This window comes from Nocardioides agri, assembly GCF_013778305.1.
GTDB classification, from domain to species: Bacteria; Actinomycetota; Actinomycetes; order Propionibacteriales; family Nocardioidaceae; genus Nocardioides; species Nocardioides agri.
Window position 1 is genome coordinate 1,560,314 of sequence record NZ_JACEIC010000002.1, and the last position, 15,309, is coordinate 1,575,622.

15 protein-coding genes are annotated in these 15,309 nt (G+C 71.1%); 7 read left to right on the forward strand and 8 right to left on the reverse strand.

Annotation, left to right across the window (positions count from 1 at the left end; all coding sequences use genetic code 11):
• Nucleotides 1–117 precede the first annotated feature (117 nt).
• The gene (locus HZF07_RS12170; protein ID WP_181645113.1) at nt 118–1,266 is read left to right on the forward strand and encodes a sensor histidine kinase; all 1,149 of its coding nucleotides are present in this window, start codon (nt 118–120) and stop codon (nt 1,264–1,266) included.
• Complete coding sequence (locus HZF07_RS12175; RefSeq protein ID WP_181645114.1) at nt 1,263–1,940, forward strand: response regulator transcription factor; 678 nt, start codon at nt 1,263–1,265, stop codon at nt 1,938–1,940. The genes HZF07_RS12170 and HZF07_RS12175 overlap by 4 nt, the downstream gene beginning before the upstream one ends.
• Nucleotides 1,941–1,965: 25 nt before the next feature.
• Here HZF07_RS12175 and HZF07_RS12180 read toward each other — a convergent pair whose 3' ends face one another.
• From HZF07_RS12180 to HZF07_RS24445, 5 genes are read right to left on the reverse strand one after another with little or no spacing between them, the layout of a single operon-like run.
• Nucleotides 1,966–2,793 carry a transporter substrate-binding domain-containing protein gene (locus HZF07_RS12180; protein WP_157341937.1) on the reverse strand — a complete coding sequence of 276 codons (828 nt, stop codon included), beginning with the start codon at nt 2,791–2,793 and terminating at the stop codon, nt 1,966–1,968.
• A 1-nt stretch (nt 2,794) separates the two neighbouring features.
• The gene (locus HZF07_RS12185) at nt 2,795–3,391 is read right to left on the reverse strand and encodes a GTP-binding protein (RefSeq protein ID WP_181645115.1); all 597 of its coding nucleotides are present in this window, start codon (nt 3,389–3,391) and stop codon (nt 2,795–2,797) included.
• Entirely contained in the window at nt 3,372–3,743 is a 372-nt protein-coding gene (locus HZF07_RS12190) for a DUF742 domain-containing protein (protein ID WP_198346390.1), read from the reverse strand. The genes HZF07_RS12185 and HZF07_RS12190 overlap by 20 nt, the downstream gene beginning before the upstream one ends.
• 11 nt (nt 3,744–3,754) lie before the next feature.
• Entirely contained in the window at nt 3,755–4,186 is a 432-nt protein-coding gene (locus tag HZF07_RS12195) for a roadblock/LC7 domain-containing protein (RefSeq protein WP_157341939.1), read from the reverse strand.
• The gene (locus HZF07_RS24445) at nt 4,186–6,891 is read right to left on the reverse strand and encodes an ATP-binding protein (RefSeq protein WP_157341941.1); all 2,706 of its coding nucleotides are present in this window, start codon (nt 6,889–6,891) and stop codon (nt 4,186–4,188) included. Before HZF07_RS24445 ends, HZF07_RS12195 begins: the two co-directional genes overlap by 1 nt.
• A 238-nt stretch (nt 6,892–7,129) precedes the next feature.
• On the opposite strand from HZF07_RS24445, the gene HZF07_RS12205 reads away from it, so the two are divergent.
• Complete coding sequence (locus tag HZF07_RS12205; protein ID WP_309504710.1) at nt 7,130–8,074, forward strand: DMT family transporter; 945 nt, start codon at nt 7,130–7,132, stop codon at nt 8,072–8,074.
• Nucleotides 8,075–8,084: 10 nt separating this feature from the next.
• Here HZF07_RS12205 and HZF07_RS12210 read toward each other — a convergent pair whose 3' ends face one another.
• The 3 genes from HZF07_RS12210 to HZF07_RS12220 all read right to left on the reverse strand — a co-directional run bounded on the left by HZF07_RS12210 (nt 8,085) and on the right by HZF07_RS12220 (nt 10,228).
• On the reverse strand, nt 8,085–8,840 hold the full coding sequence (locus HZF07_RS12210; RefSeq protein WP_309504711.1) for a FliA/WhiG family RNA polymerase sigma factor: 756 nt from the start codon (nt 8,838–8,840) through the stop codon (nt 8,085–8,087).
• An 89-nt stretch (nt 8,841–8,929) separates the two neighbouring features.
• Complete coding sequence (locus HZF07_RS12215) at nt 8,930–9,523, reverse strand: hypothetical protein (RefSeq protein ID WP_157341945.1); 594 nt, start codon at nt 9,521–9,523, stop codon at nt 8,930–8,932.
• 282 nt (nt 9,524–9,805) lie between these two features.
• Nucleotides 9,806–10,228, reverse strand: a complete 423-nt coding sequence (locus HZF07_RS12220; RefSeq protein ID WP_232523039.1) for a type IV pilin protein — start codon at nt 10,226–10,228, stop codon at nt 9,806–9,808.
• A 263-nt stretch (nt 10,229–10,491) separates the two neighbouring features.
• Between HZF07_RS12220 and HZF07_RS12225 the strand changes: the two genes are divergently transcribed.
• The 4 genes from HZF07_RS12225 to HZF07_RS12240 are packed head-to-tail and all read left to right on the forward strand — an operon-like array spanning nt 10,492 to nt 14,803.
• The gene (locus tag HZF07_RS12225) at nt 10,492–10,983 is read left to right on the forward strand and encodes a GspH/FimT family pseudopilin (protein ID WP_157345155.1); all 492 of its coding nucleotides are present in this window, start codon (nt 10,492–10,494) and stop codon (nt 10,981–10,983) included.
• Nucleotides 10,967–12,709, forward strand: coding sequence for a type IV pilus modification PilV family protein (locus HZF07_RS12230; protein ID WP_157341949.1), 1,743 nt, complete (start codon nt 10,967–10,969; stop codon nt 12,707–12,709). The genes HZF07_RS12225 and HZF07_RS12230 overlap by 17 nt, the downstream gene beginning before the upstream one ends.
• A complete protein-coding gene (locus tag HZF07_RS12235) occupies nt 12,706–13,395 on the forward strand; it encodes a PulJ/GspJ family protein (protein ID WP_181645116.1) in 690 nt (229 codons plus the stop codon). The genes HZF07_RS12230 and HZF07_RS12235 overlap by 4 nt, the downstream gene beginning before the upstream one ends.
• A 10-nt stretch (nt 13,396–13,405) precedes the next feature.
• Nucleotides 13,406–14,803, forward strand: coding sequence for a hypothetical protein (locus HZF07_RS12240; protein ID WP_157341953.1), 1,398 nt, complete (start codon nt 13,406–13,408; stop codon nt 14,801–14,803).
• Nucleotides 14,804–15,309: the final 506 nt, after the last annotated feature.

Below are 15,309 nucleotides of genomic sequence, written 5' to 3' on the forward strand. Positions count from 1 at the left end.
TGAGCCTAGGTAGCCCAGATGACCGGCGGCGGACGGACCGTGAACGCGGAGTGAACTTATGGCAAGCGCGGCCGCCCGAAGGCAGATCCCCGGTGAATCGGCTCGTACGATCGCGGTGTGGACGCGACGACGCAGGCTTTTCTGGCCGCGATCATCGGCGCCGTCGTCGCCGGCGGAGCCGTGCTCGCCTGGCACGTGAGCGACCGCCAGCAGCACGCCGCGTCCGCCCCTTCCGAGGAGCCGCAGGTGCCGGCCGGCGTGGCCACCGTGCTGTCCGTGCTGCGCAGCAGCGCGGTCGTCGTCGACGACAGCGACACGGTGCTCAAGGCCTCCGCGCCGGCGTACGCGATGGGCCTCGTCCGAGGTCCAACGCTCGCGTCGTCGGAGCTCGCGACGTTGGTGCAGCAGGTACGCCGCGACGGGCAGATCCGCGAGACCGAGCTGGTGATCGCGCGGCCCGGTGGGCCCTCGCGCCACGTCACCGCGCGGGTCGCGCCCCTGGGCGCCCGCCTGGTGCTGGCGCTCGTGGAGGACCGCACCCGTGAGCGCCGCGTCGAGGCCGTGCGTCGCGACTTCGTCGCCAATGTCAGCCACGAGCTCAAGACGCCGGTGGGCGCGATCAGGCTGCTGTCGGAGGCCGTCCACGACGCCGCCGGCGATCCGGAGGCGGTCAAGCGGTTCTCGGCCCGGATGCTGACCGAGAGCGAACGTTTGGCGCGGCTCGTGCAGCAGATCATCGAGCTGTCGCGGCTGCAGGGCGACGACCCGCTCGAGGCCCCGCTGCCGGTCTCGATCGACGACGTCATCCGGACCGCGGTCGACACCAGCGCGATCGACGCGGCCGCGAAGCAGATCGAGGTGGTCGTCGGCGGCGTCCACGACCTGACCATCCTCGGCAACAACGAGCAGGTGACCGCCGCGGTGGCGAACCTCGTCGCCAACGCCGTCTCCTACTCCGAGGGAGGCTCGACCGTGCTGGTCTCCACGAAGGCCGACGAGCACACGATCTCGATCTCCGTCGTCGACCAGGGCATCGGCATCCCGACCGAGGAGATCGACCGCATCTTCGAGCGGTTCTACCGGGTCGACCCGGCCCGGCACCGTTCGACCGGTGGCACGGGTCTCGGCCTGTCCATCGTCAAGCACGTCGCCGCCACCCACGGTGGCGAGGTCGACGTGTGGTCCGTCGAGGGCCAGGGGTCTACCTTCACCTTGACCCTTCCCCGTTACCTCCCCACGCGGGAGAGCCAGGAGGCACGCCGGTGACCCGGGTACTCGTCGTCGAGGACGAAGAGAGCTACAGCGACGCCCTCGCCTACATGCTCCGCAAGGAGGGCTTCGAGGTGGCGATCGCCGCCGACGGGCACGCAGCACTCACCGAGTTCGACCGCAACGGCGCCGACATCGTGCTGCTCGACCTGATGCTGCCCGGCCTGCCGGGCACCGAGGTGTGCCGCCAGATCCGGCAGACCTCGAGCGTGCCGGTGATCATGGTCAGCGCCAAGGACGACGAGGTCGACAAGGTCGTGGGGCTCGAGCTGGGCGCCGACGACTACGTCACCAAGCCGTACTCCCCGCGGGAGCTGGTCGCCCGGATCCGCGCCGTGCTGCGTCGCGGCCAGGAGGCGGAGCCCGCCACGACGACGCTCGAGGCCGGCCCGGTGCGCATGGACGTCGAGCGGCACGTGGTGACCGTCGACGGCTCCGCGCAGCGCCTGCCGCTCAAGGAGTTCGAGCTCCTCGAGATGTTCCTGCGCAACCCCGGTCGGGTCCTGACCCGCGGTCAGCTGATCGACCGGGTCTGGGGCTCCGACTACGTCGGGGACACCAAGACCCTCGACGTCCACGTGAAGCGGCTACGAGCCAAGATCGAGCCGGACCCGGGCGAGCCGAAGTACCTCGTCACCGTGCGCGGGCTCGGCTACAAGCTGGATCTCTGACCCCCCAGGTCAGAGATCCAGCCTGTCACTCAGCCTTCGCCTTGGCCGGCGCGCTGCCGAACCAGGTCTGGTAGATCTCGTCGTACCGGCCCTTCGCCACGAGGTCGGCGAGCACGTCGTTGATCGTGCGCAGCAGGTCCGTGTTGCCGTCCTTGCGCACCGCCAGGCCGTACTGCTCACCGGTGTTGAAGTCGGCGGCCACCTCGAAGTCGGGGTTCTCGTTGAGCACGTCACCCACGACCGTGTTGTCGTAGAACGCGGCGTCCACGTCGCCCCGGGCCATGGCGGATGCGATCTCCGACAGGTCGTCGATCGCGACGACCTCGGCCGACGCGGGGGCGTAGTCGCGGACGTAGAGCTCGCCGGTGGTGCCGGTCTGGACGCCGATCTTCCCGTCGCCGAGGTCGTCGAGCGATGCCACGCTGGATCCGGCGGGGACCACCATCGTCTGCGCCGCGTTGAAGTACGGGCTGGAGAAGTCCAGCACGCGGGCCCGCTCGCCGGTGATCGTCAGTCCGGCCGCGGCCATGTCGCAGGTCCCCGCGTTGAGGGGAGCGCCGGACGCGATGCCGTCGAAGTCGGTGTCGACGAAGACCGGTCGCACCTTCAGCCGCTTCGCGACCTCGGTCGCCAGGTCGACGTCGAAGCCGGCGAACTCCCCCTTCTCCTTGAACTCGAACGGCTCGTAGGGAAGGCTCGTGCAGACCGTCAGCCGGCCTTCCTTGACGAGCTGGGGGTCCAGAGGGGCCGGCCCGGCTTCGGCGTCGCCGCTGCAACCTGCGAGCGCCGATCCGAGGAGGAGCATCCCCGCCGCGGACAGCGCCAGCCGGCCGGTCATGGCTCGAGTGGTCATGTCAGTGCACCTCCACGGCGACGTTCTGGGTGAGCTGCTGCAGTGCGTACTCCGTCACCCGGATCAGCGCCTGCTTCGCGGAGTCCCGATTGCGCGCATCGATCCGCATGATCGGCACGTGGGGCGGCAGGGCGAGCGCCCGGGCGACGTCCTCGAGCGGGTACTGCTCGGAACCGTCGAAAGCGTTGACGGCGACGATGAAGGGCAGGCCCTTGGACTCGAAGTAGTCCAGGGGGGAGAACGAGTCGTCGAGCCGAGCGGTGTCCACCAGCACGATCGCGCCGATGGCGCCGACGCACAGGTCGTCCCACATGAACCAGAACCGCCGCTGCCCCGGCGTCCCGAAGAGGTAGAGCACGAGGTCCTTGTCGAGAGTCAGCCGGCCGAAGTCCATGGCCACCGTCGTCGACGCCTTGCCCGGCACGGCCGACAGGTCGTCGACGCCCTCCGACTCGTTGGTCACGAGAGCCTCGGTGCGGAGCGGCACGATCTCCGACACCGATCCCACCAGGGTGGTCTTGCCGACCCCGAACCCGCCGGCGACGACGATCTTCGTCGACGCTGCCCGGCGAGCAGCACTAGTACGCGCGTAGTCCACGGAGAGTCCTTTCGATGAGCTGGATCCGCTCGTCCGTCGACGAACCGTCGGTGATGGTGTCCTGTACCTCGACGAGCCCCTGCTCGACCAGATCCCCGAGCAGGACGCGGACCACCCCGATCGGCATCGAGGTGAGGGCGGAGACCTCCGCGACGGAGCGCCTGTCGCAGGTGTCGAGCACCTGCCGAGACACCCCGGTCAGGCCGGTCTCGAACGCCCGGGGCCTCCGCAGGCGCGCCTCGACGGGCAGGTTGACCGACGTCGACGTGCGACCGGATGTGATCGTGTACGGCCGGACCCGACGCGCCGTGGGGCGCTCGGGCTCCGCACCGTTCGAGTCAGGGGTCACCACGTCACCGACCGTCAGAATGCCGGAGCGACACGCGGGGTCGCCTGTACGGCGCGCCCAACCCGCTCGACAAGCAGCGCCATCTCGTAGCCGACCTGACCGAGGTCGGCCGTCCCGGCCGTGAGCACCGCGAGGTTCGAGCCGTCGCCGACGCTCATGAGCATGAGATAGCCCTGCTCCATCTCGACCACGGTCTGGAGCACGGCCCCACCCGCGAAGAGGCGAGCGGCTCCGACGGCCAGGCTGGCCAGGCCGGAGGACACCGCGCCCAGCTGCTCGGCCCGATCGGCCGGGATGCTCGCGCTGGCCGCCATCAGCAGGCCGTCGGAGGAGACCAGGACCGCATGCGCGGCGTCCGCCACCTCCTCGACGAACCGGCTGACCAGCCAGTCGAGGCTGCGCTCGTCGGCCGCCTCGGCAGCGATGCGAACGGGGAACTCGGTCATCAGTGGCCTGCTTTCGTGGTCGTGTCCTCTGCTGTCCCTGCTGTGGTGGATGCCGCGCTCCGGCCGCGCGACACACCGGCCGCGTGCGCGGCCAGCCGCGCCCGGATGGCCTCCGGGTCACGGACGGTGGTGGAGGGCGGTTTGGCGATCCCTCCAGGGACCAGCTGGGCACCCGGCTGGCGTACCGGGAGCCCGGCGGCGGTCACGTGGGTCGCGGTCGACAGGCGATTCACCCTGTCCGCCCGCTCCCACCCGGCCTCCACCTCGCTCGGTGCCCATGACCCGGGTTGCGGGGGGGCGCCGAGCCAGCCCGAACGCACCGAGCTGAAGATCGGAGTCACGCTGTCGTCCGGCCCCGGCGGGTCCGCACCCGGACCGTCGAGGTAGTCGCCCGCGGTGCGCGGAACGACCCGTTCCGACGGCTGGGTCCACGCGGAAGGGCCGGACGGCGCCGGCGGGGGCGGTGCCCACTCCTGCACCGGTGGAGCCGGCTGGACCGGCTGGACCGGCTGGACCGGCACGATCGGCTGGACCGCCGGCTGGACCGGCACGATCGGCTCCATCGGCGCGCCCGGCACGTCGGAGGTCCCGGGCTGCCGCTGAGGGAGGCTCGGAGGCAGCGGTGCCCACTCCTGCGCCGGAGTCGGCTGCACCGGCTGGACCGGCTGGACCGGCTGGACCGGCACGATCGGCGCCATCGGCGCACCCGGCACGTCGGAGGTTCCTGGCTGCCGCCGGGGAAGGGCCGGCGGCACGGAGGCACCTGCGGGAGCGGGCGCCGCCACGGGGTCCGCCGGCGCGGCAGGCTCGGGCGCCGGCAACGACACACGGGAGAGCGGCACCACCGGGGCCAGCGGCGCCACGGGCTCCGGCGAGGCGGAGGGAGCGAAGGGCTCGACGGGCGGGACGGCCGCGAGCGGCGCGATGGAGGGCACAGCGGCCAGGGGCGCCTCCGGCCCGCTGTCCCGCACCAGGATGTCCGGGGGGAGGGTGAGGCTGGCGGTCATGCCCTCGTGCTCGTTGCGGTGCAGCGTCACGAGGATGCCGTGCCGCTGCGCCAGTCGGCTGACCACGAACAGGCCCATGCGGCGAGCTGTGTCAGGCGTGATGTCGCCGCCGGAGCGGAGCAGCCGGTTGAGGTCGCCGAGCGCCTCCGGCGGGACACCGAGGCCGGAGTCGATCACCTCGATCGTCAGCCCGCTCGGCGTGATCGAGGACGAGAGCGACACGGCGGTGGTCGGGGAGGAGAACGTCAGCGCGTTGTCGAGAAGCTCGGTGATCATGTGGACGACGTCCGCGGCAGCGATGGCGCTCACCTGGATGGGGCTGGCACTGAGGATCCGGACCCGCTGGTAGTCCTGCACGCCGGAGGTTGCGGCCTGCATCGTGTCGGAGACCGAGAGCGGCTCTTGGACCAGGCCACGCGTCGGTGCATCGGCCAGGATGAGAAGGCTGTCCGACGTACGCCGCATCCGAGCGGCGAGGTGGTCGAGGCGGAAGAGGCTGTCCAGCCGGCGCGGGTCCTCCTCGTCCTGCTCCAGGACCTCGATCTGCGCGAGCTGCTGGTTGATGAGGGAGTTGGTGCGCCGCGAGAGGATCACGAACATCTCGGCGACCTGAGCACGCACGGCGGCCTCGCCGGCCGCGAGCAGCACCGCCTGGCGGTGCAGGTCGTCGACGGCGCGGGCCAGCTGGCCGATCTCCTCCGCGGTGGTCACGGCGATGGGCTGGACCTCGCTGACCTCGGCGCCGGCCCGGATCCGCTGGACCTCCTCGGGAAGTCGCTCGTGGGCGATCGTGAGGGCACCCTCGCGGACCGTGCGGATCGGCCGCAGCAGCGCCCTCGAGACGAGCACCGCGAGCAGGACGGCGAGGAGCAGCGCCGCGGCCATGGCGCCGGCGTTCACCAGCGCGCTGTACCGGGCCGTGTCGGCCGCGTCGGCGAGCTGGGAGTCGATGTCGTCGAGCGTGCCGCCGACCAGCGTGTCGTAGTCGTCGTACGCGTTCTCCCCGCCGAGGTTGTCGGTGCCAGTCCGCACGGACCGGGCGCGGTCGGCGTTGGCGGTGCGCAGCGCCGCGATGGTGTCGGCGTGCTCGGCGCCGAGCGCGTCGGCGAGGCTGTCGACGGCCGCGCCCTCGACGCCGATCTCGGCGAAGAGGTCCTGGGAGCCGGTCTCACCGGACCTGTCGGTCTTGGCGAGCGCCTGCTGCATGGCGAGCGAGAAGCGACCGCCGAGGGAGTCGGCGAGCACCTCGAGCTGCGGCAGCGGCTCCATCTGGGCGTTCGCGATGCTGGTGACCAGCTGGGAGACCCCGGACTGCAGCTGGCGGAGCTGGGCGAGCCAGGTGGCAGCGGAGAGCGCGTCGCTCTCACCGCGCATCGCCTGGCTGAGGTCGAGAAGCGAGTCGATCTCGTACTGCTGCTCGGTCGTCAGCTCGGCGTCCGCGGCTGTCTGGGAGAGCTGGTTGGCCGTCCTCGTGAGCTGGGCCACCGCCGACTCCAGGTGCTCCTGGCTGGCGGGCGAGGTGTCCTGCGCCGCCACCATCGCCTGCTCGGCGGCGGTGAGGTAGTTGACGGCGGGAGGCAGGACGGTGACCTGCTGGGCGCTCGTCGCGGCGTTGTTCGCCTCCGCCAGGTCCGCCTGCACCCGGAGACCGCCGAGCGTGGCGGCGAGCAGCAGCGGGATCGCCAGCGAGAGCGCCATCTTGCGACGCAATGGCCAACCGGAGACTGCGAACGGTCGTCTCCGTCGAGCTCGTGCTGCGCGCTTCTCCGTCATCGGTCCCCCTGCCCCTTCGCTACCCCGGTCCGTTGGGTGCGACGTGTTCACGGAGGTGGTATCGGCCCCGCCGAGGCGGGAGTTGAGGGCTGTGGCGGCATATCGCGTGACGCTGTCCGTTTTCCGCATGCTGGGCGTCGGTGGCGGCACCTACGATCGACGGGTGACGAGTACGAGCACCACCACCCCGGTCGACGAGCCGGCCACGACGACCCCGGCGTGGGCGCCGGTTGCCGCGGTCGGGGTCACGCTGGTGTTCTGGGCCTCGGCGTTCGTCGCGATCCGTCATCTCGGGCACGACTTCTCCCCCGGCGCGCTCTCCCTCGGCCGGCTGCTGGTCGGCGCGCTGGTGCTCGGCGTCGCCGCGCTCGTCACGGCCGGCGTCCCGCACCCGACCCCGCGCCAGTGGCTCTCGATCGTCACGATCGGCGTGCTGTGGTTCGGGGTCTACAACGTGGCGCTCAACGCCGGCGAGCGCCGCGTGGACGCCGGCACGGCCGCGATGCTGATCCAGATCTCACCGGTGCTGATCGCACTGCTGGCGGCGGTCTTCCTCAACGAGAGGTTCACGGTCTACCTCGGCCTCGGGCTCGCCCTCGCCTTCTCCGGTGTGGGCCTGATCAGCCTCTCGACGAGTGGCGGAAGCAACCACGACGTGGTCGGCGTGCTGCTGTGCCTGGTCTCGGCGCTGGTCTACTCGATCAGCGTGATCCTCCAGAAGCCGCTCGTCGCACGGCTGCCGGCGATCCACGTGACCTGGCTGGCGTGCACGATCGGTGCCGTCGTCTGCCTTCCGTTCGTCGGCCAGCTGGTCGACCAGGCCCAGGACGCGCCCGTCTCGTCCTCGCTCTGGCTGGTCTACCTCGGCGTCTTCCCGACCGCCCTCGCCTTCACCACCTACGCCTACGCGCTCCGGCACATGAGCGCGACCAGCCTCGGCGTCACCACCTACCTGGTGCCGCCGATCACGATCGTGATGGGCGTGGTCCTGCTCGACGAGGCTCCGCCTGCGATGGCCTACGTCGGCGGCGCGCTCGCCCTCGTCGGCGTCGCGGTGGCGCGCCGCAAGCCGCGCACGGTGGCCGAGCGGATGTCGCCGCCCGCTTGAGCCGTCGGCGTCAGGCGTCCTCGCGCATCACGTCAGCGAGGTGGCCGCGAAGTGCCGCCATCGCGCGGGTGCGGAGCTGACTGATCCGCGACTCGGTGACGTCGAGGATGAGGCCGATCTCGCCGAGGGTGAAGCCCTCGAAGAAGTAGAGCGCCATGATGATCCGATCGCGCTCGGGGAGACGGGCCAGGGCCTGCAACAGCTCGTCGCGGGAGTCGTCGGCCTCGAACATCTCGTCCAGCCGCGGCGCCAGGTCGCCGACCTGGGCGAGCTCCTCGTCGGCTGCGGATGACACCGAGGTGCTCTTCCCGCGCGCGGTCCGCAGCTCCGCCAGGCTCATGCCGGCCTCGGCGGCGATCTCCTCGTCCGTCGGCGTGCGGCCGAGCTGCAGCCGCAGCCGCTCCGCGGCCTGGTCGAGCGTGCGGAGCTGGCTGCGGACCGAGCGCGGCACCCAGTCCGCAGCCCGGATGCTGTCCATGATGGCCCCGCGGATGCGGGGCACCGCGTAGGTCTGGAACTGGAGGCCGCGGTCGGGCTCGAACTTGTCGATCGCGTCCATCAGCCCGAACACGCCCTCGGAGACCAGGTCTGCCGAGTCGACGTTCGCGGGCAGCTCGGCGCGCACCCGCCCGGCGACGTACTTCACCAGCGGGGAGTACTGGAGCACGAGCTGGTTGCGGACCTCGGGGTCGCCACCGGTCTCCTGGTACTGGCGCCAGAGGTCGGGCGCGCTCGGCTGTGCGCTGACGTCGATGGATCCGCTCACGGTCCCCTCGCGATCCTCTTCCGAGTTCAGATGCGTTGGTGGTCGGCTGCTCGCCGCCGCCATTGTGGGGTCGCTAGGGGCGCTGTGTCTCAGTCATCGAGGAATCCGAGCTCCGCCAGGACCTCGGTGGCCTGCCGGCCCTCCAGCGGGTTGGGGGGCTCGGCGTAGAACGGGGATGTGCCCGACTCCCCGGCCGGGGCGCCGAGAGTGTCCCAGGAGGACGCGACGAACGGGCGCGGCGGGGAGGCAGCGGGCGGGTCGGCGACGACCGGCGGCGCGGGAGGTGCCGGCGGTGCGGGAGGTGCCGGCGGGAGGTCGGGGACCAGCGGGGTCACCTCGACCAGTGGCGGCACCTCGACCAGTGGCGGCACTTCGGCGAGCGGCGGCATTTCGGCGATCGGCGGCACCTCGACCAGCGGCGGCACCTCCGCGAACACCGGGGTCTGCACCAGCGGCGGCACCTCCGCCGGGAGCGAGACGTCGACCAGAGGCTGGACCTCCGTCATCGGTGCCGGCTGCGACAGACCGAGGGGGTCTGAGGGATCGATGGAGCTGACCGCCTCCGGGGTGGCGCCGAAGGCGTCGGTCCACGGCGCGACGCCCGTGAGGTCCGGCAGCGTGACCAGGATCGACTCGAGGTCGTAGGCGGCGCTGGCGTCCGGCGCCATGTTCGCTTCGGTCACGTCCTGCCCCCGTCCGTCGTCATCGTCCCACTTCGACATCGATCCCACCCGAGAGTTGCGCGGAGCACGCCTCCTGCCCCGGCGAGCATGTCAGTCCGACGCCGCGTCAGCCGGGCCACGTGGGCCAGCTCGTGTCATGAGCTGCTCTCACGGTGCGGGTTGTCGCTTCGCCGTCCCCATCCAGATGGTCGGCCGTCGCGCGCGGCGACTTGAGGGCGTCGGCCAGAAATGAGACGGGGCCTGCGGACGAGTCGTCCGCAGGCCCCGCCGTACGCGACGGAGCTAGCAGGCGGTGAAGCCGTCCTGCAGCCCACCCAGCGTGCTGTCGTAGCTCAGGCACTGGCCGGCGCCCTCGGAGGAGTTGTCGTTCTCCGCCGTGATCGTGTACGAGCCGGTCTCCGCGCCAGGGGCGACCGTGACCGTGTTGCCCTTGCTGGAGACGAAGTCAACCAGGCTGGTCGTACCGGAGCCTCCGTCGGCCGCCGAGTCGGCGGCGATCGCGGTGGACGGGTTGTCGACGATCCAGGTCTCTACGTTGGTCGCCGCGTTCTTGAGGTCGGACTTGAGACCCGCGTCGACTGCCTTGTGGCGCTGGTTGAGGAAGATCGGGATCGCGATCGCGGCGAGGATGCCGACGATGACGATGACGACGAGGAGCTCGATCAGGGTGAAGCCCTGGTCCTTCTCCTCCATGGACTTCTTCATTCGCTGAAGCTGAAGCATGGTGTTGTCTCCTGTGTCGGGGCGTTGCCCGGTCCTGTGGACACCGCCCGAGAGGGACGGTGGTGCGTTGCCACCGGGGATGTCGGACCCGTCGCCCGAGCGCTTGAGACTGGTCTGGACCATCACCCCCGGCTGGCTCAAGCCGAGGAGTCGCGACGCCGAGACTCCCCCGAGAGGCGTGGCAGATCGGGCTGCGCCGGTGCGTCAACGCCATCAGGCGCGACCCGACCGAGGAGCCCAGCCAGATGCCCCCACCGACCCGCAGGCCGGCCGCCGCCGCCGCGGGCTACACGCTGGTCGAGGTCATGACGACGATCGGCATCGCGGGCGTCCTGATGGCGATCTCGGTCGGCGGCTGGACCCAGTACGCGCAGGCGAAGTCGCAGGAGGGCGCCGCCCAGGAGATCCAGTCGGTGCTGCGCCAGGCGCAGCAGCGCGCCGTGACCGAGGGCAGCTCGATGTGCGTGCAGTTCGACACCGCCGTCGACACGTTCGCGCTCTACCGCCGGCCCTGCGACGACTCCGCCCGGGTGCTCCTGGAGGGCCCCTTCGACATCGACTCGCGGGTCCACCTGGCAGAGGCGGACTTCACGGGGGCGAGCGGCTCGGGGGCCGGGGTCACCTTCACCCCCCGGGGGACAGCCTCACCAGGCACCCTCCGCATCACCCGAGAGGGCACGGACCGCGTGTACGTCGTGAGCGTGGAGGGGTTGACCGGCCGTGTCTCGACCAGCTGACGACCAGCGCGCCCCGCGCGACCGCGGATTCACCCTCGTCGAGGTCCTGGTCGCCCTCGGCATCGTCATGGTGCTCGTGGCCGCCGTGCTGCCCCTGCTCGTCTCCGGCATCCGCTCCAACGACATCGCCCGTGCCGCCGCCCAGTCCAAGGGCTTCGCGCAGGCGGAGCTGGAGCGGATGCGGAACCTGCCCTTCTACATCGCGCCGTCCGCCGGGGACTACCGCGACGTCTTCGACCGCTACTTCCGGAACGTCTCCACGCCGGCGGCGGCCGCGCAGTGCGGGACGACCGGCAACCATCCCACCCCGAAGACCACCTGGACCGGGTACGTGTCGGCGTCCGCCGACCGCTGCTCGTGGGAGCCGAGCGGCGCGTTCTACCGCTACGTGCGCACGGAGAGCACCAACCCCGAGCTCAAGGGATTCGTCGTCGTGGTCGACACCCGGTTCCTCTCCGACACGACCCCGCCGACGGTGATCGCGCCGTACACGGGCTACAACACCCAGACGGTCGGCAAGTCGTACCCGCCCGCCTCCCAGGCGAGCGTGACCGTGGCCGTCTTCCAGGCCAGCAAGCGACTGCGGGAGCCCATCGTCTCCTCCACCCAGATCAGCCGCCGCGAGATCCCGGCCGCACGGATGAGCAGCACCCTGGACGTCACCGCGGTGGACCTGGGCACCGCGAACACCGACGGCCTGCCGGTGACGCTCTCTGCGGGACTGGTCAAGCTCGCCGGCGAGCTGACCTACTCGAGCACCGCGAACGCCGTGCTCGCCTCGACCACCACGGGCGCCGCGACCGGCGAGCAGGCGGGCGGGGCCGGGATCACTGCCGCTGCCCCGCCGGACGTCAGCGACTCGCAGGACGACGAGAGCGCGGGGCAGCTCAACGGCGCCGGGTGCGAGCTCGCGTGCTGGGGCAACACCCGCCGCTCGGCAGTCGCTCTGAGCGCCGGGAACGCCCTGCCGAACGCCGGCTCCCCGACGAGCCCGCTCCAGGCGATCCTCCGGGACACCGTGCACAACGGCCTCTCCCTCGCCGCCGGCGCCGGCGCGCAGTACCGCCCGGCTCTGGCGCTCGCGCCGAGCAAGGGTCTGGTCACCATGCACTCGGGTTCGGACACGAACCCGGGGGTCAGCGGTGGATGTGCGAGCACGTCGTCGGGCGGGTCGGTGCGCGTCGCCTCCAGCGGGTGGCTGCGCACGACCGCGATCGACGACGCGGCGAGTCCCCTCCTCGTGGAGTCGTGCGGCGTTGCCCGCACCGCACCGGTGTCGGTGCTGCCCACGACGTTCGCCCCCGACGGCGTCGTGCGCATCACGCTGACCGATGCCAAGGTCCGGTGCGCGGTCAGCGGAGCCGCGCACGCGGCCACCGCCAGCGTCGGCTACACCGCCGCCGTCGAGGTCTGGGGCCCGTCCGGCTACACGACCGTCGCCACGGTCACGGAGACCACCGCGAGCGATCTCCTCGCGACCGTGCCGCTGACGACACCGGTGGGTGGTGGCCACACCCTCGGCGACTACATCTCCTCGTGGTCGGCCGTGTCGTCCTCCGAGGTCACCAAGACGGCGGCCACGGGCGCGGCGACGGTCAATGTGCCCGGCATCATCTCGCTGACCACCCAGCCGACCCGCGAGGACGCCTCCGGTGCGTCGGACCCGCTGTCGTCGGTGACCGTGTCGGTCGGCGTCCTCTCGTGCAGTGCGGCGGACGCGCGATGAGCACCTCGACCCCGATCGATCCGGGGACCTCGCAGCGGGACCAGGGCTTCACGCTCGTCGAGGTGCTGGTGGCGATGGGCCTGTTCGCGGTCGTGTCGACGCTGCTGCTGGGCCTGGTGCTCTCGACGGCGAACGTCACCGACGACACCCGAGCCGCGGCCAACGTGACGGAGGAGTCGCGGATCGCGACCGAGCGGATGGCTCGCGAGCTCCGCCAGGCGGCGGCGGTCGACGCGGTGGAGCTCTCGACCCTCGGGGCGAGCACCACGGCCCTCACGTTCTGGACCGACTTCGACGGCGACGGCGTGCGCGACGAGAGCGCCGTCGATCCCGAGGTGCTGACCTACCGCTGGTACCCCGCGAGCCGTCGGCTGACCCTGACGGCCAACGACGCCGACGGCACCGCCGTGACCAGGCCGGTGCTGGCCGGGCTCGTCCGCAACTTCAACCTCCAGCTGCGCAGCAGCCTCTGGCAGTACGACGGCGCGGGTGGGACCGCCGACGGCGTGACGACCTGGGACGAGCTCGATGCTTCCGGAGCGCCGGTCGGCAACGGCAACGGCAAGCCCGACGGGCCGGAGCTGGACCGCATCGACCTCGTGTCGATCACGCTGACCGTCACCGACGGCACCACGGAGCGGGTCTTCACCATGCAGGCCGACCTGCGCAACCGGGAGCAGAACTGAGGAGCGCAGCATGAGCACTGTCCGCCCCCTGACGGGCCGACGCGGCACCGTGAATCGGCCCGCGGCCCGCGACGAGGGATCCGCACTGCTGATCACCATGATGGTGATGGCCGTCCTCACGGTGCTCGGGACCACCGTCCTGACGGTCACCGTCAACAACGTGTCCGCGTCCCGACGTGCCCTCGACTCCGCCTCCGCGCTCGACGCCGCGGATGCCGGTGTGACCCAGGCGCTCTCCTACCTGCGCAGCACCGGAGCCGCCTCCCTCGCGTGCTCGCCGACCTGCGCCAGCAACCCGTGGGGGAACAAGGCGAACCCGCGCAAGATCAACGTTCCGGGCAGCAGCCGACAGCGCTACGAAGTGTGGATCGAGCCGGTGCCGGCCACCAATCCCACGTTCTACCGCGTGCACTCGCAGGGCATCGCGGGCACCGGCTCCCGCGCCGTCCAGGTCGACGCCACGCTCATCGCCGGCGCCAACCGGGTCCCCCTGGGCGTCTTCGCGCGCACGATCGAGGGCGGCGGCTCGGCGAGCGTCACGCGCGAGAGCGTCTTCTCCACCGGATGCGTCTACAACCGGTCGAAGATCGAGATGGGGACGTCGATCGACGCCGCGTACAACATCCGGGCGGCGGTGCACTCCGCCCGGATCATCACCGACAGCAACGGCAACACCTCGACCTGCCCTGCCAACGACCACAAGGCGATCCACCGGACGGGTCCGTGCGACAGCGCATACCCCTACGACCAGGACACCAACGGCGGCGCCACGAGCGCACCGTGTGACGGCGCGACGGCGTACCCGCCGTACTACGCGGCGAAGGACCTCGACGGCAACGGGACCAACGACGTCAACGGCTCCTACATCCGAGACGCGGCCGCCCTGATGAAGCTGTTCAACATCACCGACCAGCCGTTCACGCCGACCCAGCTCGACGACCTCCGCAACGTCGCACGGAGCCAGGGCAACTACTGGACCTCGTCCACCGGCTTTGCGAGCCCGAACCCGACGACCGCGCCCAACGCGGTGATGTTCTTCGACCTGCTCGGAAGCGACCCGGGCGGCACGGTGGACCTCAACGACGTCACCGGCTGGGGTCGCGCAAAGAACCTGGGCGCGACCGACGCTGCCTGCCCGAAGCGGTCGCTGCTGATCATCATCGACGGCGGCAACGCGAAGATGAACTCCAACCAACAGCTGTCCGCGAGCCTGGTGCTGACGTCCCAGGCGCCGTACGGCGTGGTCACCCACGCCAACGGCACCGCCGACTTCATCGGCACGATCTTCGCCGACCACGTCAACCTCGTCGGCAACTTCGACACCTCGCTCGACAAGTGCTTCCTGGCCAACCTGAGCCCCGGGCTCTACTCCATCCAGGTGCAGAACTACCGCGAGGTCGATCGCTGAGACCCCCGGTCAGCTTGACCGCCGGCTGAACGGCTCTAGCGTCGGCTGCACGCACGAGCGCGCTCCGGCGTACCGGTGGCCCCAGGTCTGGCACCGGCCGGGCCGCTCGACGCTCGTGGACGCGGGTGACTGGACGCCCGGATCCGGGGACGGACAGGCCGGGCCGATCAGCTCGAGCCCTACGGCTCGACTGAGAAGAACGTGCGCCGTCCGGCTGCTCAAGCACGTCAAGGTCGAGACCCTCGGCACGCAGAGGCAGAGGCCGTCTGCTGACGACCACGCTTGCGAAGACGATCACGCGCGGCGCGCTGAGCGCGGCGGGTGGCTCGACCGCGCGCGGGGTAGGCGAGCGCGCCCGAGCCAGGGCCGCCACGAGAGACGTGGCGAGTCGACGGAGGCTCGGGCGCGGCGGCCGGCTACTTGATGAGGTTGAAGATCGAGAACATCGGCAGGTAGAGGCAGATGATCATGCCCCCGACGACGACACCCAAGAAGGCGATCATCAG

Bases quoted from the DNA above. Each gene is read 5' to 3' on its own strand.
- HZF07_RS12195 (WP_157341939.1), bottom strand. From the start codon at position 4,186: ATGACCGAGTTCCCCGTTCGCATCGCTGCCGAGGCGGCCGACGAGCGC.
- HZF07_RS12180 (WP_157341937.1), bottom strand. From the start codon at position 2,793: ATGACCACTCGAGCCATGACCGGCCGGCTGGCGCTGTCCGCGGCGGGG.
- HZF07_RS12235 (WP_181645116.1), top strand. From the start codon at position 12,706: ATGAGCACCTCGACCCCGATCGATCCGGGGACCTCGCAGCGGGACCAG.
- HZF07_RS12240 (WP_157341953.1), top strand. From the start codon at position 13,406: ATGAGCACTGTCCGCCCCCTGACGGGCCGACGCGGCACCGTGAATCGG.
- HZF07_RS24445 (WP_157341941.1), bottom strand. From the start codon at position 6,891: ATGGCGCTCTCGCTGGCGATCCCGCTGCTGCTCGCCGCCACGCTCGGC.
- HZF07_RS12220 (WP_232523039.1), bottom strand. From the start codon at position 10,228: ATGAAGAAGTCCATGGAGGAGAAGGACCAGGGCTTCACCCTGATCGAG.
- HZF07_RS12225 (WP_157345155.1), top strand. From the start codon at position 10,492: ATGCCCCCACCGACCCGCAGGCCGGCCGCCGCCGCCGCGGGCTACACG.